Origin of the sequence: Amycolatopsis echigonensis (assembly GCF_002846615.1) — a bacterium.
In the GTDB taxonomy this organism is placed as follows: Bacteria; Actinomycetota; Actinomycetes; order Mycobacteriales; family Pseudonocardiaceae; genus Amycolatopsis; species Amycolatopsis echigonensis.
In genome coordinates this window covers 2,346,464-2,367,132 of the sequence record NZ_PJMY01000003.1, presented here as the reverse complement: position 1 = coordinate 2,367,132, position 20,669 = coordinate 2,346,464, and the positions used below count along the sequence as shown (strand labels likewise).

The 20,669-nt window shown below is 68.9% G+C and carries 19 protein-coding genes; 10 read left to right on the top strand and 9 right to left on the bottom strand.

Annotated elements, in window-relative coordinates:
• Positions 1 to 142: 142 nt before the first annotated feature.
• Entirely contained in the window at positions 143 to 544 is a 402-nt protein-coding gene (locus ATK30_RS15880) for a PadR family transcriptional regulator (protein ID WP_158242472.1), read from the bottom strand.
• A gap of 426 nt (positions 545 to 970) precedes the next feature.
• Entirely contained in the window at positions 971 to 2,059 is a 1,089-nt protein-coding gene (locus ATK30_RS15870; RefSeq protein WP_101436251.1) for an epoxide hydrolase family protein, read from the bottom strand.
• Between the two features lie 45 nt (positions 2,060 to 2,104).
• Here ATK30_RS15870 and ATK30_RS15865 point away from each other — a divergent pair, with 45 nt between their 5' ends.
• Positions 2,105 to 3,058 (top strand): helix-turn-helix transcriptional regulator, encoded by a 954-nt coding sequence (locus ATK30_RS15865; RefSeq protein WP_101436250.1) that lies wholly within the window; start codon positions 2,105 to 2,107, stop codon positions 3,056 to 3,058.
• Here the strand turns inward: ATK30_RS15865 and ATK30_RS15860 are convergent, their stop codons facing one another.
• Together ATK30_RS15860 and ATK30_RS15855 are read right to left on the bottom strand one after the other, a co-directional pair.
• Positions 3,059 to 3,466 carry an acyl-CoA thioesterase gene (locus ATK30_RS15860; protein WP_101436249.1) on the bottom strand — a complete coding sequence of 136 codons (408 nt, stop codon included), beginning with the start codon at positions 3,464 to 3,466 and terminating at the stop codon, positions 3,059 to 3,061.
• A complete protein-coding gene (locus tag ATK30_RS15855) occupies positions 3,460 to 4,740 on the bottom strand; it encodes a hydroxyacid-oxoacid transhydrogenase (RefSeq protein ID WP_101440863.1) in 1,281 nt (426 codons plus the stop codon). The genes ATK30_RS15860 and ATK30_RS15855 overlap by 7 nt, the downstream gene beginning before the upstream one ends.
• Positions 4,741 to 4,864: 124 nt before the next feature.
• On the opposite strand from ATK30_RS15855, the gene ATK30_RS15850 reads away from it, so the two are divergent.
• The 8 genes from ATK30_RS15850 to ATK30_RS15815 all read left to right on the top strand — a co-directional run bounded on the left by ATK30_RS15850 (position 4,865) and on the right by ATK30_RS15815 (position 14,760).
• Positions 4,865 to 6,508: a thiamine pyrophosphate-binding protein gene (locus ATK30_RS15850; protein WP_101436248.1), complete on the top strand. Its 1,644-nt coding sequence runs from the start codon at positions 4,865 to 4,867 to the stop codon at positions 6,506 to 6,508.
• A 297-nt stretch (positions 6,509 to 6,805) separates the two neighbouring features.
• On the top strand, positions 6,806 to 7,081 hold the full coding sequence (locus ATK30_RS15845; protein ID WP_101436247.1) for a hypothetical protein: 276 nt from the start codon (positions 6,806 to 6,808) through the stop codon (positions 7,079 to 7,081).
• 213 nt (positions 7,082 to 7,294) lie between these two features.
• The gene (locus ATK30_RS15840; RefSeq protein WP_009071749.1) at positions 7,295 to 7,498 is read left to right on the top strand and encodes a cold-shock protein; all 204 of its coding nucleotides are present in this window, start codon (positions 7,295 to 7,297) and stop codon (positions 7,496 to 7,498) included.
• Between the two features lie 200 nt (positions 7,499 to 7,698).
• Positions 7,699 to 7,920 carry a heavy-metal-associated domain-containing protein gene (locus ATK30_RS15835; RefSeq protein ID WP_101436246.1) on the top strand — a complete coding sequence of 74 codons (222 nt, stop codon included), beginning with the start codon at positions 7,699 to 7,701 and terminating at the stop codon, positions 7,918 to 7,920.
• 145 nt (positions 7,921 to 8,065) lie between these two features.
• A complete protein-coding gene (locus ATK30_RS15830) occupies positions 8,066 to 9,121 on the top strand; it encodes an ATP-NAD kinase family protein (RefSeq protein WP_101436245.1) in 1,056 nt (351 codons plus the stop codon).
• Positions 9,122 to 9,212: 91 nt separating this feature from the next.
• Complete coding sequence (locus tag ATK30_RS15825) at positions 9,213 to 10,601, top strand: hypothetical protein (RefSeq protein WP_101436244.1); 1,389 nt, start codon at positions 9,213 to 9,215, stop codon at positions 10,599 to 10,601.
• On the top strand, positions 10,598 to 11,563 hold the full coding sequence (locus tag ATK30_RS15820) for a glutamate ABC transporter substrate-binding protein (RefSeq protein WP_244194625.1): 966 nt from the start codon (positions 10,598 to 10,600) through the stop codon (positions 11,561 to 11,563). The genes ATK30_RS15825 and ATK30_RS15820 overlap by 4 nt, the downstream gene beginning before the upstream one ends.
• A gap of 731 nt (positions 11,564 to 12,294) precedes the next feature.
• On the top strand, positions 12,295 to 14,760 hold the full coding sequence (locus ATK30_RS15815) for a tetratricopeptide repeat protein (protein WP_101436243.1): 2,466 nt from the start codon (positions 12,295 to 12,297) through the stop codon (positions 14,758 to 14,760).
• Between the two features lie 295 nt (positions 14,761 to 15,055).
• On the opposite strand, the gene ATK30_RS15810 is transcribed toward ATK30_RS15815, so the two are convergent.
• A complete protein-coding gene (locus tag ATK30_RS15810; protein ID WP_167441922.1) occupies positions 15,056 to 15,634 on the bottom strand; it encodes a PaaI family thioesterase in 579 nt (192 codons plus the stop codon).
• A gap of 204 nt (positions 15,635 to 15,838) precedes the next feature.
• On the opposite strand from ATK30_RS15810, the gene ATK30_RS15805 reads away from it, so the two are divergent.
• A complete protein-coding gene (locus tag ATK30_RS15805) occupies positions 15,839 to 17,197 on the top strand; it encodes an MFS transporter (RefSeq protein ID WP_101440861.1) in 1,359 nt (452 codons plus the stop codon).
• Positions 17,198 to 17,546: 349 nt separating this feature from the next.
• Here the strand turns inward: ATK30_RS15805 and ATK30_RS15800 are convergent, their stop codons facing one another.
• The 4 genes from ATK30_RS15800 to ATK30_RS15785 form a co-directional block, all read right to left on the bottom strand.
• Positions 17,547 to 18,059: a hypothetical protein gene (locus ATK30_RS15800; protein ID WP_208637354.1), complete on the bottom strand. Its 513-nt coding sequence runs from the start codon at positions 18,057 to 18,059 to the stop codon at positions 17,547 to 17,549.
• A gap of 5 nt (positions 18,060 to 18,064) precedes the next feature.
• Entirely contained in the window at positions 18,065 to 18,610 is a 546-nt protein-coding gene (locus ATK30_RS15795) for a SigE family RNA polymerase sigma factor (protein WP_101436241.1), read from the bottom strand.
• Positions 18,611 to 18,617: 7 nt separating this feature from the next.
• Positions 18,618 to 18,929 carry a superantigen-like protein SSL4 gene (locus tag ATK30_RS15790; RefSeq protein ID WP_101436240.1) on the bottom strand — a complete coding sequence of 104 codons (312 nt, stop codon included), beginning with the start codon at positions 18,927 to 18,929 and terminating at the stop codon, positions 18,618 to 18,620.
• A gap of 154 nt (positions 18,930 to 19,083) precedes the next feature.
• Positions 19,084 to 20,292: a L,D-transpeptidase gene (locus ATK30_RS15785; RefSeq protein WP_101436239.1), complete on the bottom strand. Its 1,209-nt coding sequence runs from the start codon at positions 20,290 to 20,292 to the stop codon at positions 19,084 to 19,086.
• Positions 20,293 to 20,669 lie beyond the last annotated feature (377 nt).

Here is a 20,669-nt window from a genome sequence, read left to right as displayed (position 1 = left end):
GCCCGAGCCTGACGCAACGGCGGCAGTGGTGGTACAGCCACAGGATCATCCGTGCCCTGCTGGCGTGCCAACGGGCACGTCGAAAGACCGCGCCGGACGGGCAGCCACCCCAGCCGATCGGCGGACGGCCCACGCGGGCTCCTCAAGGCCCGTCGTCGGAGCCCAACACAGCCTCGACCAGCGCATCCACGTCGAACTCGGCGCCCGGCACTCCGGGCACGTCCAACAAGTCCGCCACCCTGAACAACGGATCGCCCGCACCCAGGTCCAACACGACGGCCACCGCACGCAAGCGCTCAGCGACCACCGTCTCCCGCCGCATCACGCCCCACTGCTCGGCCAACGCCCGACCGGCATCAGTCAAGGCGAACCAGCGCCGTGGTGTCCCGTGCCGTGCGGGCTCGACACGCGCCTCCCGCACGAACCCCCGCTCCGCCAACCGCGCGAGCAACTTGTAGATCGACGGAGCCCGCAGCCCGGTCAGCCGAGCGATCTCAGCGCCGAACGACTCAAACCCGGGCGAATGCGTGATCGCCGAAAGCACCCGCGCTGAAACAATCGAGTAGTTAATAGTCGACACAGTTGATCATAGAATCGCCAGCCCGGAGATATATACCGAAAATTCGAGGCAAAACTGATTCCCAAAAGGCGGATAGCGGTGGACCCGGGGCGCGGCACACCGCGCACCTGCGGTGGCCTGCGATGGGTACCCCCAGGCCGATGTCGGTCTCCGATTGGGCTCCGTTGCTCACAGAGCACCCGATACGCCGCGACACTGCCCGACATCAGCGCACGCGAAAAATGCCGCCTGACCTGCACGGATTAGCCCTGGGCGGCACTATGCGACACTCGTTGACACGGCAAACCCGGGGATTAAAAGTCCGCAGCTCTACCAATTGAGCTAACGGCCCGCGCGCTCAGTCTAGCGGGCAGCACCCGGCCCCTCGTCGGGGCCCGGCACCACCCCGTCTTACCGCATCGACCGGGCCTTCGTTACGAACCGAGCGAGGTCCGCCGCATAAGCCTCCGGCTGGTCCATCGCGATGAAGTGGTGTCCAGCCGGGTTGTCGACCGGCCAGTGGACGATGTCCGATTCTGGCTCCGCCAGCCGACGGATCCCTGGCCGGCCGCTGTACACGCCGGTCGGCGCGGCCTTCTGTCCTCGCGGCCAGGCGAACCCGGTGCTCGAGTAGAACGACCACGACGACGTTCCGAACGTCTCGGTGAACCAGTACACGCTCAGGTTCGTCAGGAACGCGTCCAGCATCTCGTCCAGCGGCTTCCCGCCGGCGCGGAACTCGTGGAACTTCTGCGCCATCCACGCCAGCGCGGCCGCGGGGGAGTCGTCCCAGCCGTACGCGAACGTCTGCGGCGCGGCGCGCAGCAGGCCGTGGTGGTCGACGCCGTTCATCCAGTCCTGGGACATCATCTCGGCGAACGCCGCGCGCTCCGCCGAGTCCAGCTCGGGCAGGTCGGCTTCCGTGGGAATCCCCAGGCCAGCCGTGAGGTAGACCCCGAGCACCGAGCCGACCCGCGCGACTTCGGGGGCGACATAGGCACCGAGGTCGCCGCCTTGGACGACGTAGTCGCGGTAGCCCAGGCGGTGCATCAGTGCGGCCCACGCGCGGGCCACGCGGGCGGCGTCCCAGGCTGGGCCGGGGGCGGAGGAGAAGCCGAAACCGGGCAGGGACGGGACCACGACGTGGAAGTCCGGCAGGTGCTCGATCAAGGCCGCGAACTCGACGAAGGAGTTCGGCCAGCCGTGTGTCAGCAACACCGGCGTGGCGTCCGGCGTGGCGGACGGGATGTGCAGGAAGTGCAGGTCGACGCCGTCGATTTCGGTATGGAACTGGGGGAATTCGTTCAGCCGGGCTTCGTGGATACGCCAGTCGTAACCGGTGGCCCAGTAGGACGCGACCTCCCGCAGCCAGTCGACCGGGACGCCGCGTTCCCAGCCGTCGCCGGGCAGTTGCGACGGCCAGCGGGTCTGGGTGAGCCGGGCGCGCAGATCGGCGAGGGCGGCGTCGGAGATGTCGATGCGGAACGGGCGGATGGTCATGACGAGAACGCTAGAGACCATGTAGGTCAGATATCGTCCTAGATCATGAGCGCGGCGCGGTTGTTGCAGTTGCTGTCCTTATTGCAGACGCCGAGGCAGTGGCCGGGCAGTGAGCTGGCGGAGCGGCTGGGCGTCGAGGGCCGCACGGTTCGCCGGGACATCGAGCGGCTGCGGGAGCTGGGGTATCCGGTCGAGGCGGCGATGGGCGCGGCGGGCGGGTATCGCCTGGTCGCGGGCAGTGCGATGCCGCCGTTGCTGCTCGATGACGAGGAAGCGGTCGCGATCGCGGTCGGGTTGCGGATGGCGTCCGGGCACGCGGTGACGGGGATCGACGAGGCATCGGTGCGTGCGCTCGCGAAGCTGGAGCGGGTCCTGCCGTCGCGGCTGAGGCGCCGGGTCAGCGTGGTGAGCGGCGCGACGGCGCCGTTGCCGCTGAACGACGGGCCGCGCGTGGATCCGGAGTCGCTCACGGTCCTGGCCACGGCGATCGCCAACCGCGAGCGGCTGCGGTTCGGCTATCTCGCCAACGACGGCAAGGCGACGAAAAGGCTGGTCGAACCGCATCATCTGGTGTCGTCCGGCCGTCGCTGGTATCTGCTGGCGTTCGACAGTGACCGGGACGACTGGCGGGTCTTCCGCGTCGATCGCATCGAAAAACCGCAGGCCATCGGGGCCCGATTCAACAAAAGAGACCTGCCTGCCAAGGACCCGGCGGCGTACGTGACCACGAAACTGCACACCTCCCGTCCGACGCACCGCGCGGTGGTCACCGTGCACGCGCCGGCGGACGAGGTGGCGCGGATTTGGGGCGCGGCAAGCGAAGTGACCGCGGTCGACGACCGGACCTGCCGTGTCGTCAGCCCGGCCGACACCCTGGAGTGGCTGGCGTTCCGGTTGACCAGCCTTGGCCGTGAGTTCGAGGTGCACGAACCTCCGGAGCTCGCGGAGCACTTGCGCGAACTCGGCGGCCGGGCGCTGCGTGCGGTCAGTCCTGCGTGATCAAACAGCCAGTTCCGCCAACGATTCCCGCAGCTTCCCCGTCACTTCCACCGGCCGCCGCGATTCGCGGTCCACGAACACGTGCACGAAATGCCCTTCCGCCACCAAGGTTTCCGAGGCCGTGTACATCCCGATCTCGTACCGCACGCTCGACCGCCCGAGGTGCGCCACCCGCAGCCCGATCCGCAACGTGTCCGGGAATGAAACCGAAGCGTGGTAAGCACAATGCGATTCCACGCACAGCCCGATCACCGGCCCGGACTCGATGTCGAGACCGCCGCGTTCGATCAGCCAGGTGTTGATGACGGTGTCCATCAGCGAGTAATGCACCACGTTGTTCACGTGGCCGTAGACGTCGTTGTCCTTCCAGCGCAACGGAACCGTCTGCCAGTGCGGATAGCTCACCACAGCTGCACCGAATCCCGCAGAATTCCTGCCAGGTCCTTTTCGGACGGTGTGCGCGGCGCGGTGGCCAGCAACCGTTGCTGCTTCAGCGTTCCCTCCATCAGAGAGTCCACATCGGACTCGAGGTAGCCGACCGCGCCGATCCCGGCGGGCAGGCCGATTTCGCGCATCAGCGAGGTCAGCACGGCGGGGAGGTGGTCGGCGAAGTCGCCAGACCACTCGAAATCCGGGGCCAGCAGCCGAGCGACGCGCTGGTGCCGTTCCGGGTTCGCGGCGAAGGTGAAGCGGAACGCGGCGGGTGCGGTGAGCGAGACGGCCATGCCGTGCGGCACCATCGCTTCGTCACCAGGATAGCCGTCGGGGTGGAAATCCCGGACCTGTCCGGCGATCGGATACGCGTTGGCGTGCGGGATGTGCACGCCGGCGTTGCCGAAGCCGAGCCCGGCGAACGTCGCGGCCAGTGCCATCGCCTCGCGCGCGGCCAGGTCGTCGCCGTCGCGCACCGCGGCGGGCAGGGCCCACGACAGCAGCTGCAGCGACTTCTCCGCGAACATGTCCGCCAGCGGATTCGCGCCGCAGTACGGCACGCGCTCCTCCGGCCGTTTCCGGCCGAACTCGGTGTAGGGCTTGGCGGTGTAGCTCTCCGCGGCATGGCACAGGATGTCCATTCCGCTCGCGGCGGTGACCCCGGCGGGCTGGCTGACCGTGAGCCGCGGGTCCACGACGGCGAGCGTCGGGCGCAGCCGCAGGTGGCTGATCCCGCTCTTCACCCGCAGCGACAGCACGTCCAGGACGCACACGGTGGTGCTTTCCGAGCCGGTTCCGGTCGTCGTCGGCACCGCGACCAGCGGTTTCAGCGGGTTCGCCGGCGCGCGGCCGCCGCCGACCGGCGCGTTGACGTAGTCCATCAGCTCGCCGTCGTTGCTGGTCAGCAGGTTGGCGGCCTTCGCGGTGTCGATGCTGGAGCCGCCGCCGACCGCGACGAACGCGTCGTACGGGCCGGTTCCGCGGGCGAAGTCCACGGCCTTCTGCAGGCTGACGTCGGTGGGCTCGACATGCACGCCGTCGAATGTCTCGGCCGCGATCCCGTAGCCGCGGATACCCTCGGCGATCCGCTCCGGCCACCCGGTCGCCGCGACGACCGGGTCGGTCACCACGAGCACGCGGCGCGCGCCGAACTGTCCCAGATCGTATCCGATCTCGTCGCTCGCCCCGGTTCCGTACTTGAGCGCCGGAGCCCCGTAAGTGAAAACAGTCTCATGTTCGGCGGATGTCACGACGGCGTCCTCCCAACTGGTGGGCAGCCCGATCCGGCAATCGGCACAATCCGGCGGCGAGTTTTTCAAGATCACTTGACGCCGGTTCACGGTGCCGCCCTAAGCTCTCCTCATTAGATACCAAGTGGGAACCACCGTCGCGCAAACGGCCGTACGCGTCTTGAACGAGGCCCGGGTCCGCCGGGTGTACGCGGTCGTCGGCGAGTCGTTCCTGGAATTGCTCGACGCGCTGCGCCGCGAGCGCGATGTCACGCTCGTTTCGGCCCGCCACGATTCGGGCGCGGCCTTCATGGCCGAGGCCGAGGGCAAGCTCACCGAACGTCCCGCCGTGCTGCTCGCCAGCCGCGGTCCGAGCGCCGCGGCGCTGGTCATGGGCGTGCAGACGGCGTACCAGGACGAGACGCCGATGGTGGTGCTGCTCGAAACCCCGCCACTCGACCCGGTGCTCACCGGCGAGGTCCCGACGTCGGATTCGACCGCGATGTTCGAATCGATCGCCAAATGGTGCGTCCGCGCGGACGATCCCGACGACGTGCCGCATCTGCTCGCCGAAGGCCTCGCCCGGTGCCGCGAAGGACGGCCGGGCCCGGTGGTGATCGGCGTGCCGAGCGACGCGTGGGGCGTCCCCTACGACTCGGCCAAACCGGTGGCGAAGGTTCGCCCGCCTGCCTCCGGAACGCTGGGCCGTTCGGCGGAAGCGGTCGCCGGGCTGGTGGACGAAGCGCGCTATCCGGTGGTCATCGTCGGCGGGCGCGCGCGGTCGGCGCGGGACGAGCTGATCGCAGTGGCCGACGAGCTGGCGCTCCCGGTGTACAACGCTTTCCGCCGCCAGGACGCGTTCCCGGAGAATCACGCGCGCTACGCCGGACACCTCGGCCTCGGCATCCCCGCGCGGCAGCTCGACGCGCTGGAACGAGCCGACCTGGTGCTCGCGTTGGGCACTCAGCTCGACGAAGTCACGACGCAGGGCTTCCGCTATCCCACTCCGCAGCAGACGCTCGTCCTTGTCGGCACTGGCATCGACGAACAGCGCCGCCGCGGCCTGACGTTCCGTGTGGACACTGAGGTCGAGCCGTTCCTGAAGGAGCTGCGCGCGATCGCTTCGCCGCGTACGCGCAGAGCGTCGGCCGCAAATGCTGCCGTGCACACGTTTATGACACCGCCGAACACAAGCGACAACACGCGCGTACATCCGGTCGACGTCGTGCGCGCGCTGCGAAAGCTCGCGCCCGAGGACACCATCGTCACGAGCGACGCCGGCAACTTCGCGCAGTTCATGCACCGCTACTGGTGCTTCACCGCTCCGCGCAGCCAGCTCGGTCCGAGCAACGCTGCGATGGGGTACGCGGTGCCTGCGGCTGTAGCGGCCAAACTCGCCGAGCCGCGACGCGCTGTGGTCGCGATGGTCGGCGACGCGGGCACGCTCATGACAGGGCAAGAGATCGAGACGGCTGTGCGTTACCGCGCGCCGGTGATGGTGGTCGTGTTCCAGAACGGCTTGCACGGTCCGCTCGCGATGCATCAGGCGCGTACGCACGGACGGCTGTCCGGAGTGACCATCCCGCTGACTGACTTCGCTTCGTGGGCGCGAGGACTCGGCGCGGCGGGGTACACGGTGGACGATCGCGAGCGGCTCGAACCGATCATCGCGAGCGCGCTCGTGCGGCAGCGGCCGTGCGTGATCGACGTCCGGACAGACCCGGACGTGGTGACGCCGGACGTCCGGCTGAGCACGCTTCTCGGAGCGGTGCGTCCTTCCTCGACCTGAAATCTTCCTGAGAACACAAAGAAACGCCGGGAATGTTCAGTGGCTGGACGGGGTTGGCTCGGGTAGCCTGACTTCAGTTCCCGGGGTTCGGCATCCGGACTCGGCTCGCGCGGTTCGCTTCGGCCCGCGTCCGGTTGGGGAAATTCCCGGGTGGACACGTTCCCCGGCTCGGTTCGCGGCCATTCGCGCGTTTCAGGGGTGGGAACAACCGGTTTCGGCCGGGTTTTTGTCGGTGCCGGATGGCACCATCGCGGTCATCCCCCGCGTGGCGCGGGGAAGGAACGAGGGGAGTTCGTCATGGCCGACGAAAAGGACGGGAAATCCCGTACCGCAGGGGCGACCGCTCGCGGCCGCGCCCGGTCCGCGCGGGCCGGTGCGCTGGTGTCCGTGGTGAGCGAGGAGCCGGAGCGCGGCGACGTCGCGGAGGTGCCTGCCCAGACCCGGTCCGGCGTGGTTCCGGTGCTGTTCAGCGCCAGCGCGGAAGCCCACGACGTAGCCGTGGTCGTGCCCGACCAGGGAGCCGACTGGCGGTCGCCGTTCGGCGAGCCGCTGCGCCACGCCAGCGGGGAGTGACCCCGGTCGCGGGACTTTCGGGTGAGTCGGCTTGTCCGCGCCCGCTCCGCTGTGCTTTACTTTAGTTGGTCTCGATTTTTGTGTTCGTGGTTTAGCACGCTCGCAGAACTCAGCGGGCGTGGTCCTCCTCTCCGGGGAACGCATCTCGCCCGTGTCTGGGCCCAGGACGTCGGTCGGCTTCCTGTTTTGGTGTTATGTATGGAGATTGTTTAGATGACTGAGGGCACCGTGAAGTGGTTCAACTCCGAGAAGGGGTTCGGCTTCATCACTCCCGACAACGGCGGCGGCGACGTCTTCGTGCACTACAGCGAGATCCAGGGCAACGGTTTCCGTACCCTCGAGGAGAACGCTCGCGTGCAGTTCGAGATCGGCCAGGGCCAGAAGGGCCCGCAGGCCACGTCGGTCAGCCTGATCTGACCTGCGTTTAATCGCTAAGTCGCCACCACTCCCGGTTGCGGGGGTGGTGGCTTCTTTCGTCTCCGCGGCCGGATCGCGACCGGATCGCCGCCGAGGCGTCTCACGATGCGGATCCTGTTGCCCGCCAAGGCTTTGGGTCCCTGACCGGCCATTGTGGATCACCCGATCGTGGCCTGTCCGGAGCTCGTAGGCTCGCGGGCATGAGCGAAAACACTTATCTCGTCACCGGGATGTCCTGCGGCCACTGCGCGCAGTCGGTCACCGAAGAACTGACCGAGGTGCCCGGCGTCGAGAACGTGACCGTCGACGTCGAAACCGGACACGTGACGGTCCGCAGCGCCGAAGTCCTCGACGAGGCCGCCGTCCGCGCCGCTGTCGAAGAAGCCGGGTACACCTGCGAAGGACTTGCTTCTCTCGTCTGAACGACGGGTAGCCACGCCAGAACCCAGGGTAGGCTCTGGCCGGCGTGGAGGGCACGGGCGACGCAACGTCCGTGCAACCCTTTCCTCCGCGCGACCGGACGCGTGTGCTGGTCCCCTGGCGACAGCGGACTTGGGGGGATGCTCGATGGGGGAAGTCGTTGCGGGAATCGTGGCGAACCCGGCGTCCGGACAGGACATCCGAAGACTCGTCACACAGGCGTCGGCCTTCCCGGTCGAGGAGAAGGCCAACCTGGTGCGCCGGCTGCTGTCGGCGTTCGCGGTGACCGGCGTCGACCGTGCGCTGCTGTCCAGCGACCTGGGCGGCATCTCCGCCGCCGTGCTGCGCGATCTCGGCAGCGATCCGCTGCCTGAGGTGGACTTCTGCGACGAGGACACGCTCACCGGCACCGCGCAGGACACCATCAACGCGGTGCGCCAGATGGTCGACGCCGGGGCCGGCGTGATCGTGTGCCTCGGCGGCGACGGCACTGCCCGGGTCGCCGCGAAGGCGTGCGGCGACGTCCCGCTGCTCGCGTTGCCGACTGGCACCAACAACGCTTTCCCGCAGGCCGGAGAGGCCACCGTGGCCGGGCTCGCCGCCGGGATGGTCGCGAGCGGCCAGGTCGACGCCGACCTCGTGACCCAGCGGGTCAGCATGCTCGAGGTCGTCACGAAGAACCGCCGCGAGATCGCGCTGGTGGACGTCGCGGTCTCGATGAACAAACACGTCGGCGCGAAGGCGCTTTGGGATCCGACTGCGCTCACTGAGCTGTATTGCACCTTTGCCGAGCCGGATGGCATTGGCCTGTCGAGCATTGCCGGACAGCTGTGTCCTAGTTCTCGTTCCAGTGCGGACGGTGTGGCGCTTCAGCTTGGCCCGGTCGACAGCTCCGCGTACGTGGTGCACGCCGCGATCGCGCCCGGCGTCGTGCGTCCTGTCGGCGTACGCGGCTGGGGAGTGCTGCGTCCCGGCGTACGCGTCGACCTTGCCGCAGGTGGCGGCGTTATCGCGGTAGACGGAGAACGCGAGCTGGAGCTGAAGAACGGCGAAGGTGCGTACGTCGAACTGCGCGCGGACGGTCCGTGGTGCGTCGACGTACGCGCGGCTATGGCCGAAGCGGCAACCCAGGGGTTGCTACGCAGCAGCGCTATCAGCCGAACCGGTGAGAAAGGCCGAAGCCACGGTCGGTGCGCTGGCTGAGATCACGTGCAGGTGACACCTTCCGGGTGTCGTTCGCTGCGGCTTGCCCGACCGGCTACCTTCTGCGAGTGGCACACGGGGAGGATCGGGGATGAGCAGCACTGCGACGCGGCCGGAAACGACTGCCGAGCCCCCACCGGAGGAATTTCGGGGCCGCAGCGGAATCGCCGGGCTGCTGGACTTGCCCGGCCAGGCGGTGCGCGCGGTCGTCAGATCCACGACCACCACGCCCGGCAAACTGTCGCTGATCGCGGTCGCCCTGGTGCTGCTTTCGCTGGTGGCCGGCCTTGTGGGCGTGTTGTCCGTGCAAGACAAGGACAACACGATCAACGGCCTGATCGATCACCGGGAACCTCTCGCGGGGGCGGCGCAGCAGGTGTTCCGCTCGCTGTCGGACGCGGACGCGACCGCGGCCAGCGCCTTCCTTTCCGTCGGCACCGAACCGCCCGCGCTGCGGAAGCGGTACGAGCAGGACATCGCCGAAGCGGGAGCCGCGCTCGCCCGCGCGGCGTCCGACACCACCGACGTCGGCGACGCCGCCCACCAGGTGGACATCCTGAACCAGAAGGTCCCGGTCTACACCGGAATCGTCGAGACCGCGCGCGCGAACAACCGGCAGGGTTTCCCGTCCGGCGCTTCGTATCTGCGCGAGGCTTCGCAGCTGATGCGCTCGACGATCCTGCCCGCCGCGGACGCGCTCTACAACGCGCACACCAAGAAGCTTTTCGACGAGCAGGACAGCAGCAGCGACGTGCCGTGGGCGGCGGTCGCGTTGATCGCCGCGCTCCTCGCGGCGCTCGTGGCCGCGCAGATCTACCTGACCCGGCGGACGAACCGGGTGCTGAACATCGGGCTGCTCGTCGCCACCGGCTGCGTCGTGCTGACGCTGCTGTGGGGCGCGGTCGCGCTCATCGTGCAGGGCAGTCTCGTCGCGACCGGGCGCACCGATGGCACCTCGCAGGTCGACATCCTAGTGCGGGCCCGGATCTACGCGCTGCAGGCCCGCGCGGACGAAACCCTCACTCTGGTCGCGCGCGGCGACGGCGGCGCGTACGAACAGCAGTTCATCCAGTTGGCCGAAAAGCTCGTCGGAGCCGACGGCAAGGGCGGTCTGCTCGGCGACGCTCGCGGTCTCGCCTCCGGCACCACGGGGGAGCAGAAGATCGAAGCGGCGGAACAGGCCGCGCGCGAATGGTCGCTGGCCCACCTTCAGGTCCGCCGCCTCGACGACGGCGGGCAGTACCAGGAGGCGGTCGACTTCGCGACGAGCGTGAGCCCGAACAGCGCGGCCGCCGCATTCGCCCGGCTCGACACGAACCTCCAGGCCGCGATCGACGTCTGCCGTCAGGAATTCCTCGACAGCACCAGATCCGGCGACAACGCGCTCACCGCGCTCGCGGCGGGCGTCGGCGTGCTGGCGGTGCTCGCCGCGGGCGGCATCACAGTCGGCGTGCGAGAGAGACTGAGGGAGTACCGGTGATCCGGTCGCGGCACTTCGTCCGGACTGCCGTGCTCGCGGTGGTCGCGGTTCTCGCCGCCGCCTGCGGGACGGCGAGCCAGCAGATGGAGGCCGCACCGGTCACCGACGCGGCCTGGCCGACCCCGGCGGGTGTCGGCGGCCCGGACGCCGCGGCCGGCGGCGATTCCGACACCAGCTGCAACCCGCTGGTCAGTCTCGCGCCGAATGGTCTGGACACCTCGGGGCCGAGCCTGCAGAAGATCAAACAGCGCGGGAAGCTCATCGCGGGCGTCGACCAGACGACCTATCTCTTCGGCTTCCGGAATCCGAAGACCGGCAAGCTCGAGGGCTTCGACATCGATCTCGTCAACGAGATCGCCAAGCAGATCTTCGGTTCCGACGGGCACGTGCAGTACCGGGCGATCACGTCCTCGCAGCGGGAAACCGTGCTGAAGGAACACCAGGTCGACGTGGTGGTCCGGACCTACAGCATCACCTGCGCCCGGCGGAAGCAGGTGCAGTTCTCGTCGGTGTACTACGTGGCCGGGCAGAAGATCCTGGTGCCGAAGTCGTCGAACGCGCAGTCGCTGGCCGACCTCGCCGGGAAACGCGTGTGCGCGGCGGCGAAGTCGACCTCGCTCGCGAAGATCGCCACCGACCCGGCCAAACCGGTCGCGGTGTCGGTGTCGAACTGGTCGGACTGCCTGGTGATGCTGCAGCAGAGCCAGGTCGACGCGGTGTCCACGGACGACACGATCCTGGCGGGCATGGCCGCGCAGGACCCGACGGTGAAGGTCGTGGGAGACCCGATGACGCAGGAGAATTACGGCGTCGGCATCCCGAAGGACGAGGAGGACCTGGTCCGCTTCGTGAACGCGGTGCTGGACAAGATCCGCGGCGACGGCACCTGGGCGAACAGTTACCAGACCTGGGTCGGCTCCCGGCTGGGACCGGCGAACCCGCCGTCCCCGCAATACGGGTGACCAGGGCGGTCTCGCAGCGCCGAGGCGGCGCAAGTTGTACTTTTTGAGCGGCAGGTTTGCCGCGGGGAGCTCGGGAGGTAGTTGTGTCGGAGGAGGCGCGCCGTCCTCGGCACGCAGCACCGGACGGGGACGGCGACGAGGCGAAAACCGCGGACCAGCCGTCCGAGCGGGGCGAGGCGGCCGACGCTTCGTGGACCCCGCCGCCGCCGGTGCGCTGGGACACCCCGGAACCGTCGGTGTCCGGGCGGTTGAACCCGCAGGCGGATCCCGATGCCGAGACGTTGATCAACGCTCCGGTGCAGCGTCCGCAGGGTGCTCAGGGCGGACAGCCCGGTCAGCCCGGTCAGCCCGGACAGCAGGCGCAGCGGGGGCCGTCCGCCCCGGCCGCTCAGCCGGGGCAGGCCCAGCAGGCAGCCCAGCCAGGGCAAGCGGCTCCGTCCGGTCCAGCTGGGCAGCAGCCGCCGCGGACGCAGGGTCGTCCGGCTCCTCGCGGCGGCCAGCCGATGCCGCCGCAAAGCCGCCCTCAGGGCCAGCCGTACCCGGCTTCCGCACCGGGGCAGCAGAATCAGCCCGCGCCGCCGTCCCAGGGGCAGCCGTACCCGCCGCAGTCGCGCACCGGACAGCGGCCGGTCCCGCCGAACCGTCCGCAGCAGGCACCGCAAGGACAGGGCAACCGGCCGTCCCGCCCGCCGGAGAACCGCGCCACTGGCCCGAACTCCGGCCCGATCCCGATGGGCACCGCGGCTCAGGCCAAGCGTCCGGCTGACGGAGGGGAAGCCCCCACACGTCCGCCGGGCGACCTCGCGCCGGTGATCCTGCCGCAGTCGAACCAGCCGGTCGCTCCGGTCGACCCGGCCGCGCCGATGCCCACCAGCGTGCTGGCCAGCCCGACGCCGCACACCCAGAGCATCATGCCGCCGACCCCGCGGGTGGCCCCGGCCGACGGCGGCCCGCTGCCCGATCACGGCACGGACAGCGTTCTGCCGTCCGGCGGCAGCGAGGGGCACGGCACCGGCTCGCAGGGCTCCCAGGGTTCGCAAGGCACTGGCACGGGCACCGGAACCGGTTCGTTCCCCGGCACCTCCCGGCGCACCGGCTCGCGCGGCACCCGCCGCTCCCGGCGCGGACGGCTCGGCGCGGGTCTCATCGACGTCCCGCCGGTTCCGTACCGCGATCCGTCGACCGCCGTGCTGGCGAACCCGGTCGTGGCCGAGGACAAGCGGTTCTGCGGCAACTGCAGCGCGAAGGTCGGCCGCGGCAAGGACGGGCAGCCGGGCGAGCCCGAGGGCACCTGCGAGAAGTGCGGCACGCCGTTCTCGTTCGTCGCGAAGCTGAAGCCGCACGAGCTCGTCGGCGGCCAGTACGAGGTGCTCGGCGCGCTCGCCTACGGCGGTCTCGGCTGGATTTACCTGGCCAAGGACCACAACGTGTCCGACCGCTGGGTCGTGCTGAAGGGCCTGATCGACACCGGCGACTCCACCGCGATGGCCGCCGCGGCGAACGAGCAGCGGTTCCTCGCCGAGGTCGAGCACCCGAACATCGTCAAGATCCACAACTTCGTGCAGCATCCGGACGCGCAGACCGGCAACACCGTCGGCTACATCGTGATGGAGTACGTCGGCGGCCAGTCGCTGCGCCAGCTCGCGCTGCAGCACCACCGGGAAAGCAACCGGCCGGAGCCGCTGCCGATCGGCCAGGTCATCGCGTACGGCCTGGAGATCCTGCCCGCGCTCGGCTATCTGCACAGCCAGGGCCTGCTGTACTGCGACCTCAAGCCGGACAACGTCATCCAGACCCGCGAGCAGCTCAAGCTGATCGACCTCGGCGCGGTGCGGCGGATCGACGACTACGAGAGCCCGCTGTTCTTCACCACCGGCTACAGCGCGCCCGAGCTGGCGACGCAGGGCGCCTCGGTGTCCTCGGACCTGTACACGGTCGGCCGGACGCTGGCGGTGCTGAGCTTCGAGTTCGCCGGCTACACCCGCGAGTACAAGAACACGCTGCCCGGCCCGGACAAGGTGCCGCTGTTCGCGCTGTTCGGGTCGTACTACCGGTTCCTCAAGCGCGCCACGCACGCCGATCCGGACCGCCGCTTCATCGCCGCGGACGACATGGCCGACCAGCTGACCGGCGTGTTGCGCGAGATCATGGCGCTCGGCACTGGCCAGCCGCGTCCGGCCGCGTCGACCGTGTTCGGGCCGGAGAGCCGGACGTTCGGGGTCCACCTCGTGGTGCCGGAGCAGGGCGAGCGCGTGCCGCTGCCGGACGCCGCCGAGGTCGTCGCCGGCCTGCCGATTCCGCAGGTCGACACGGATGACCCGGCCGCCGGTGTGCTCGCTACGACGACCGCGCTGGACCCGCACGAGGCGATCGAGGCCCTGGCTACGGCGCCGCGCGAGTCGATCGAGGTTCGGCTGCGGATTGTCCGCGCCCGGATCGAGCTGGGCGAGTTCGTGGAGGCGCAGCGGCAGTTGCAGGCCGCGCAGTACCTGGCGATCCGGCACGGGTTCCCGCACGACTGGCGGATCGACTGGTACCGCGGGCTGATCGAGCTGGCGGGCGGTCGGCCCCGGGTGGCGCACGTGGCGTTCGACGCGGTGTACGACGACCTGCCGGGGGAGATCGCGCCGAAGCTGGCGTTGGGCGTGAGTGCCGAGGGCGTCGGGGACTACTTCGGTGCGGCGCGGTTCTACGAGCTGGTTTGGCGGACGGACCGGACCTACGTGAGTGCTGCGTTCGGGCTGGCTCGCGTGTACCTGGCGCAGGGGGCGCGGGAGAGCGCGGTCGAGGTGCTGGAAGGGGTTCCGGCGACTTCGACGCATTACGTGGACGCGCAGGTCGCGGCGATCAAGATCAAGACGCGGGCGCAGGGTGCGGGCAATGGCGAGCACCAGGCGGTTACTGAGCGCGATCTGGTCGATGCGTCGGGTCGGTTGCAGCGGCTCAATTTGGACGCGGAGCGGCATACGCGGCTCAGCGCGGAGGTGCTGGAGGCGGCTTACGACTGGTTGAAGGTGCCTGGCCAGGCGAAGCCGGTTACCACCGCGAAGGTGCTCGGGTGCGAGCTGGAGGAGCGGGACGTCCGGTTTGGGCTGGAGCGGTGTTATCGGTCTTTGGCTCGGCTTACCGACAGTTCTAGTGATCGGATCGCGTTGGTGGATCGGGCGAATGCGATTCGGCCTCGGACGCTTACCTGAGTTGGGGTCTGCTCGTCGCCTGGCGGCGACATTGCGCCCGGGTGGTTGCGTGGGGCACCCCGAAGCCTAAGTGTGCTGACGGTTCGGGGGTGCTTGTCAAGGCGGGAAAGATGCCTTGACAAGCACCCCCGAACCGCAGGGAGGCTTCGTATCGGGGTGCGGGGGAGGGGCTGGGTGCCTCGATTTTTTGCGTGCACCGGTGCCGGTTGGGGGTCGTGAAGGGCTCCTTGAGGGAATTTAATTCCGTGGAGGAGTCCCTCACGGACGGTCCTCGGGGGGCGAGCGGGCTGGGGGGTTAGGGGTTGATGTCCCAGTCGCGTTTGTTGCGGCGGTGTTGTTCGGCGAGTTTCTCCAGCGCTTGCGGGTCGCCGTGGGTGCTGAAGTGTTCGAAGCCGACTGCGATGAATACTGCTCGGGCGTTCACTGCTACTGGGCCGTCTGTGGCGTCTAGGTGTCCGTCTGCGCTTACGTAGATCTTGCGGCCGGCGACTCCGTCCAGCCTGGCCTCGATGTACAGCGTGGACCCGACCGGTACTGGGCGGCGGAAGTCGGTCTCGAGCTTGCCGGTTACCGCGGGGCGGTGCAGCAGGTTGCCTACCGTCGAGCCGAGTGCTTCGTCGAAGGCGCAGGCCAGCAGGCCGCCGTGGGCTAGGCCGGGGGCGCCTTGGTGTGCGGCGGTCACGGTGAACTTCGAGTGCACCGTGTAGCCGTCGCCGATGGCTGAGCGCAGGTGCAGGCCGTCGTCTACCTCGTCGCCGCAGCCGAAGCACTCGGCGAAGTGTGCGCCGAGTTCGGTGCCGGGCGCGGGGGCTTTCGGGTGGATCTCCGGCGGCTCCACCGGCACGGGCGGCCACGGACCGGAAACAGGACTCATGGGACGACGTTAACCCGGCGGAAGGACCCGCGGGCACCCGCCCTGACCGGCGCGGCCGCGTTTCCTCAGCGCAGGGTAGTCGGAAAATTCCGCACGGTAGAAATTTCGCGACTCATCCTGCCAGCACGTGTCATCCGGTCAAGACTGGGGAAATGTGCTCCAACGGATGGGCCGGGACGTGTGCAGGAGGAGGTCGCCGCCGGGATGAGTGAGCCAAAGACGGGGAAACCCGAGGTCGATCAGAGAACAGTCAAGCGCGCGGTGATCGCGTCCGCGATGGGTAATGCGACCGAGTGGTACGACTACGGCGTTTTCACCTCAGGTGCGATCGCGACAAGTATCGGAACACTGTTCTTCCCCGGCGAGGGCAACGCGGTGCTGAAATCGCTCGCCCTGCTGGCAGTCGGCTTCATCGTTCGTCCGTTCGGCGGAGCGTTCTTCGGTCCGCTGGGCGACAAGCTGGGCAGGCAGAAGGTGCTCGCCCTGACCATTCTGCTGATGTCCGGCTGCACCTTCCTGGTCGGCGTGCTGCCGACGTACTCGGGTGCCTACAGCATGGGCATCGCGGCTCCGATCGCGATCTTGCTGCTGCGTCTCGTCCAGGGCTTCTCGACCGGCGGCGAGTACGGCGGCGCGGCGACGTTCATCGCCGAATACGCGCCCACCAAACGGCGTGGTTTCTTCGGTTCGTTCCTGGAGATGGGCACGCTGGCCGGCTACGTGCTCGGCAACGCGGTCGTGCTGATCACCTATCTGTCGCTGTCGACCGCACAGTTCGACGCGTGGGGCTGGCGGATCCCGTTCTTCATCGCGCTTCCGATCGGTGCGATCGGGCTCTACCTGCGGTCGAAGCTCGAAGACACGCCGGAGTTCCGCAGGCTCGAGGCGGCGGGCGAGAAGTCGGAGAAGGCTCCGCTGAAGGAGACCATCCAGCACAACTGGCGGATGATCCTGAACCTGATCGGGATCGTGCTGCTGCTGAACATCGCCGACTACATGCTGCTCACGACGATGCCGACGTATTTCACGGACACTCTGCACATCGGCGACACCGAGTCCAGCCTGATCATCATCGGGGTGGAAATCGTGCAGTTCGCGCTGTTGATCCCGCTGGGCGCGCTGTCCGACCGGATCGGCCGGAAACCCTTGCTGCTCACCGCGGCCATCGGGTTCATCGTGCTGAGCTGGCCGAGCATCAAGCTGATGCAGAGCGGCAGCCTGCTGTGGCTGATCGTCGGCTTCCTGGTCGTGGCGATCCTGCTGGCGCTGATGCTGGCGGTCATCGGCTCGACGTTCCCGGCGATGTTCCCGACGCGCGTGCGGTACGGCTCGTTCGCCATCGGTTACAACATCTCGACGTCGCTGTTCGGCGGCACCTGCGGCGTGATCGTCACGGCGTTGATCGGCGGCACCGGCAACGCGGACTGGCCGGCGTACTACTTGATGATCGCGGCGCTCATCGCGCTGATCCCGATCATCAAGATCCCGGAGACGGCACGGGTGCCGATCGAGCAGATCGACACCACGGACACCGGCGGCAAGCTCGCCGGAGCCAGCAAGTGAGTATCTGAGCCGACGCGAAAACCGCCCTCCGTCCACTAAGGACAGAGGGCGGTTTTTCGTATGAAGTCAGCTGTTCTGCGTCGCCTCGACCTGCGGAGCGAAGCGCTTGCGTGCCCACGCTGCCAGGCCACCGGCGACCACGACGGCGACTACGGTTTCGATCATCAGTGCGACGAGCACCATGGTGCTTCCTCCTCGGGTTCTCGGGCCGGCCAATGGTGTGCCGGCTGAGCGACGGGTTCGACGGCCGCTCCGGCCGCCACTGAGAACATCGCCCCGAAAGCCCGGGATATTTCGTCGAAAACCCACTTGATCCGGTGACCTCCGCCACTCTTGCCGCGAATGCGTTTCAGCGGGAGGTCGTGCTGGGTAACGCCGTGCTTCCCGCAGGTGAACCCGGAGACACGGGGGCCTGTTCGTTCGTGGTCGGATACGCCCGCGGCGGCATCCCCGGCCGGGAGGTGCCCGGGCGCGGAACGGTCTGCCGCTCCGACGGGGGCACCTTGTCCGGCGAGTCAGGGCTCACCTCCGGGCCTGGCGTAGGGACCAGTACCGGACCCGACGGGACCTGCACCGGTCCTGGCGGGCTGGACGGGGCGGGCGAAACGGTGGCGAGTCCCGGACCCGCGGGCATGACCGGCGGCTGTTCGGTCCCACGGCTGCCTACCGCGAGACCGACTGCCACGAGCACCGCGACCGTCGCGGCGGAGCTGCCCGCGACCGCCCAGCGTTTGCGCTTGCGGCGGACGGCGGCACCGCGCACGATCACGTCCGCGGCGTCGACCCGCATGGGCGGGCCGTCCGGCGTCCGCGCGAACAAGGCGCGCACGGCCTCGGCGTCTTCGGCGTCATCAGGGACCATCTCGTTCACCTCCCTCCCGGAACAGGCAGTGCTTCGAAGTGCGGACCCAGCCGGGCCCGCAGGGTGGCCAGACCGCGCGCGGCCTGGCTTTTCACCGTGCCGGTCCGGCAGCCGAGCGCCGCGGCGGTCTCCTCGACGGACAGGTCCTCGAAGTACCGCAGCACCAGCACCGCGCGCTGGCGCGGGGCCAACGCGGCGAGTGCCTGCTGGATCAGCTGGTCGTGCTCAGTCTCGGCGGCAGGAGCCGGGACGTCGGGCGGCGCGTCGGTGAGCCGCTCCCGTTTCCAGCGGCTGCGGCGGTTCTCCGCGAGGAAAGTGCGCAGCACGATTTTGCGCGCGTACGCGTCGAGCGCGTCGTGCCGGGCCAGCCGCGGCCAGGCGAGGTACAGCTTGAGCAGCGCCGCCTGGGCGAGATCTTCGGCCCGGTGCCAGTCCCCGCAAAGCAGGTAGGCGGTGGACCGCAGGCTGTGCGCGCGCTCGCCGAAGTACCGGGCGAACTCGCCGTCCCACGGCGAGCTCGGCCCGGACGCCGGACTGGAGCGGGAGGGCACCGGGTGATCAGCCCCAGACCGAGGGCAGGTTCAGGTCGCCGGTCGGGCCCGCGGGCACCGCGGTCGGGACGCGCTTGCCCGCCTTCGCCGGCTGGCCCGGAGCGACCACCTTCGGCGCGCCCGGGGCGGCCGTCTGCCGCTCCGCGGGTGCGGGGGCGGCGGTCGGGGCACCGGGGCTGACGGCCGGAGCGGCGGTCGTCTGCGGAGCCGGCTGCGAGACCGACGGCGGGGCGTCCGCGGCGAAAGCGACCGCGCCGCCGGTCACCACTCCTCCGGCGAGCAGCAGGGAGCCGATGGCGAGAGCGAAGCGAACACGCACGAGTTTCCTCCTGGTTCCACGAGCGCCGGATGGCGCTTCTCTGCTCTAGTCATGCGGTCGGGCCTCACCGGGGTTGCATCGGATTTTTTGGCCCTGGACAGCCGAACGGCCGGGAGCCTTGGAGGTCTCCCGGCCGTTCGGCGGTGCACGGTTTTCAGGCGGCGAGCGCCGACAGCTTGGTCCACGACGCCCAGTCGTAGGTCCAGTCGCTGTAGTCGCCGTCCTTCGCGCTCAACTGCTGGGTGCTGCCGGAGATCTCCACCGGGTCGCCAGGAAGGACGCTGTCGTAGTAGGTCTTCGCGTTCTTCGGGGACAGGTTGAGACAGCCGTGCGAGATGTTCTTCTTGCCCTGCGCCCAGATCGACGCCGCGAGACCGTGGATGAACTCGCCGTTGTTGGAGATCCGGACCGCCCACGGCACGTTGACGTCGGTGTAGCCGTAGCGCGGGTTGCTCATCGAGTAGGTCTCGTGCTTCGACATCACCACGTGCGTGCCGCTGTGCGTGACGCGGCCCGGGTCGGAGTCGAGGCCGTAGCTCACCGGGAAGTCCATGACCTGCTGGCCGTCGCGGATGACCTGCATGGTGTGGTCCTGGGTGTTGCCCTTGACGATCTGCGAGCGGCCGATGGTGAAGCTCGCGGAGACGTCCTGCTTGCCGTAGACGCCGTCGCCCATCGAAACGCCGTAGATGTTGGCCGAGACGACGACCTTCGTGTTCGGCTTGAAGTACTCCTTCGGCCGCCAGTGCACCGAGGTGTCGCCGTCGAGCCACGCCCACGCGCCCTCGGTCTTCGGCGTGGTCTCCACCGACAGCGCGCGCTCGACGGAAGCCTTGTCCTTGACCGCGCTCGGGAACGTGAGTGCGATCGGCATCGCGATGCCGTAGGTCTGCCCGTCGCCGACGTTCAGGCTGCCCTGCATCTGCCGGCGCGGTTTGACCGTCGTGAACGAGCCGTTGATCGGGACCTGCTTGCCGTCCTCGCCGACGGCCTGTCCGGACCAGGTGTAGGTCTTGCCGTAGCCGAGGTCTTCGGTGCTGCTCCAGCTCTTCTTGTCCGGAGACTGCTGCCCCTGCACCTGCTTGCCTTCGGCGTTGGTGAGCGTGACGGCCCCGATGGTGCCGTTGGCGACGGTCACCTTCGCCGGTTCTCCGGGCGACACGTCGCCCGCCCCGGAAGCCGGCGTGTACGCCACGGCCGCCGGTTTCGCAGGCGTGGACGGCGCCTCAGTAGGCCCACCGCCCGCGGTCCCGCCCGCGTTGACGCTCGACCCGCCGCTGCTGCACGCCCCGAGCGTGAGCGCGGCGATCAAGCCCAGCACCGCGACGCCGGCCCGGCGGCGTGCGAAGTGTCGGATTGTCACACCGATCCCCAATCTCCCCTTGGTACCCCGAACACCCAGACGTCCCGAGCACCCTTCACGTTCACCGAATACGGGGTGACCAGCATCACACTGCACCGAGTGACCATTACGGAAGCGGCTCGATCGACCGCGCACTGTGCATCACCGAAGTGCGCTGGGTGTACTGGATCAGCCTAGCTTCGGGGTCCGACCGCGCTGCGTAGGCGGCGATACGACGTTCCGGTGATGCGCGCACGATGGAACCGATCCTTGCGATCAACGGGGTTCAGATTTGGTGAGATCCCGGTAGGCTGCTGACCAGGCCGTCGTTTTGCGTGTTCGTGGCTTCACACTCGCGGAACTTCTGACGCGAGCCGTGGGGCCCGAAAGCTCTTCGC

What these genes read in the sequence shown, in the direction of transcription:
- ATK30_RS15870 (WP_101436251.1), bottom strand. Translation starts at nt 2,059, where the DNA reads ATGACCATCCGCCCGTTCCGCATCGACATCTCCGACGCCGCCCTCGCC.
- ATK30_RS15865 (WP_101436250.1), top strand. Translation starts at nt 2,105, where the DNA reads ATGAGCGCGGCGCGGTTGTTGCAGTTGCTGTCCTTATTGCAGACGCCG.
- ATK30_RS15845 (WP_101436247.1), top strand. Translation starts at nt 6,806, where the DNA reads ATGGCCGACGAAAAGGACGGGAAATCCCGTACCGCAGGGGCGACCGCT.
- ATK30_RS15840 (WP_009071749.1), top strand. Translation starts at nt 7,295, where the DNA reads ATGACTGAGGGCACCGTGAAGTGGTTCAACTCCGAGAAGGGGTTCGGC.
- ATK30_RS15835 (WP_101436246.1), top strand. Translation starts at nt 7,699, where the DNA reads ATGAGCGAAAACACTTATCTCGTCACCGGGATGTCCTGCGGCCACTGC.
- ATK30_RS15830 (WP_101436245.1), top strand. Translation starts at nt 8,066, where the DNA reads ATGGGGGAAGTCGTTGCGGGAATCGTGGCGAACCCGGCGTCCGGACAG.
- ATK30_RS15825 (WP_101436244.1), top strand. Translation starts at nt 9,213, where the DNA reads ATGAGCAGCACTGCGACGCGGCCGGAAACGACTGCCGAGCCCCCACCG.
- ATK30_RS15815 (WP_101436243.1), top strand. Translation starts at nt 12,295, where the DNA reads ATGGGCACCGCGGCTCAGGCCAAGCGTCCGGCTGACGGAGGGGAAGCC.
- ATK30_RS15810 (WP_167441922.1), bottom strand. Translation starts at nt 15,634, where the DNA reads ATGAGTCCTGTTTCCGGTCCGTGGCCGCCCGTGCCGGTGGAGCCGCCG.
- ATK30_RS15805 (WP_101440861.1), top strand. Translation starts at nt 15,839, where the DNA reads ATGAGTGAGCCAAAGACGGGGAAACCCGAGGTCGATCAGAGAACAGTC.
- ATK30_RS15800 (WP_208637354.1), bottom strand. Translation starts at nt 18,059, where the DNA reads ATGGTCCCTGATGACGCCGAAGACGCCGAGGCCGTGCGCGCCTTGTTC.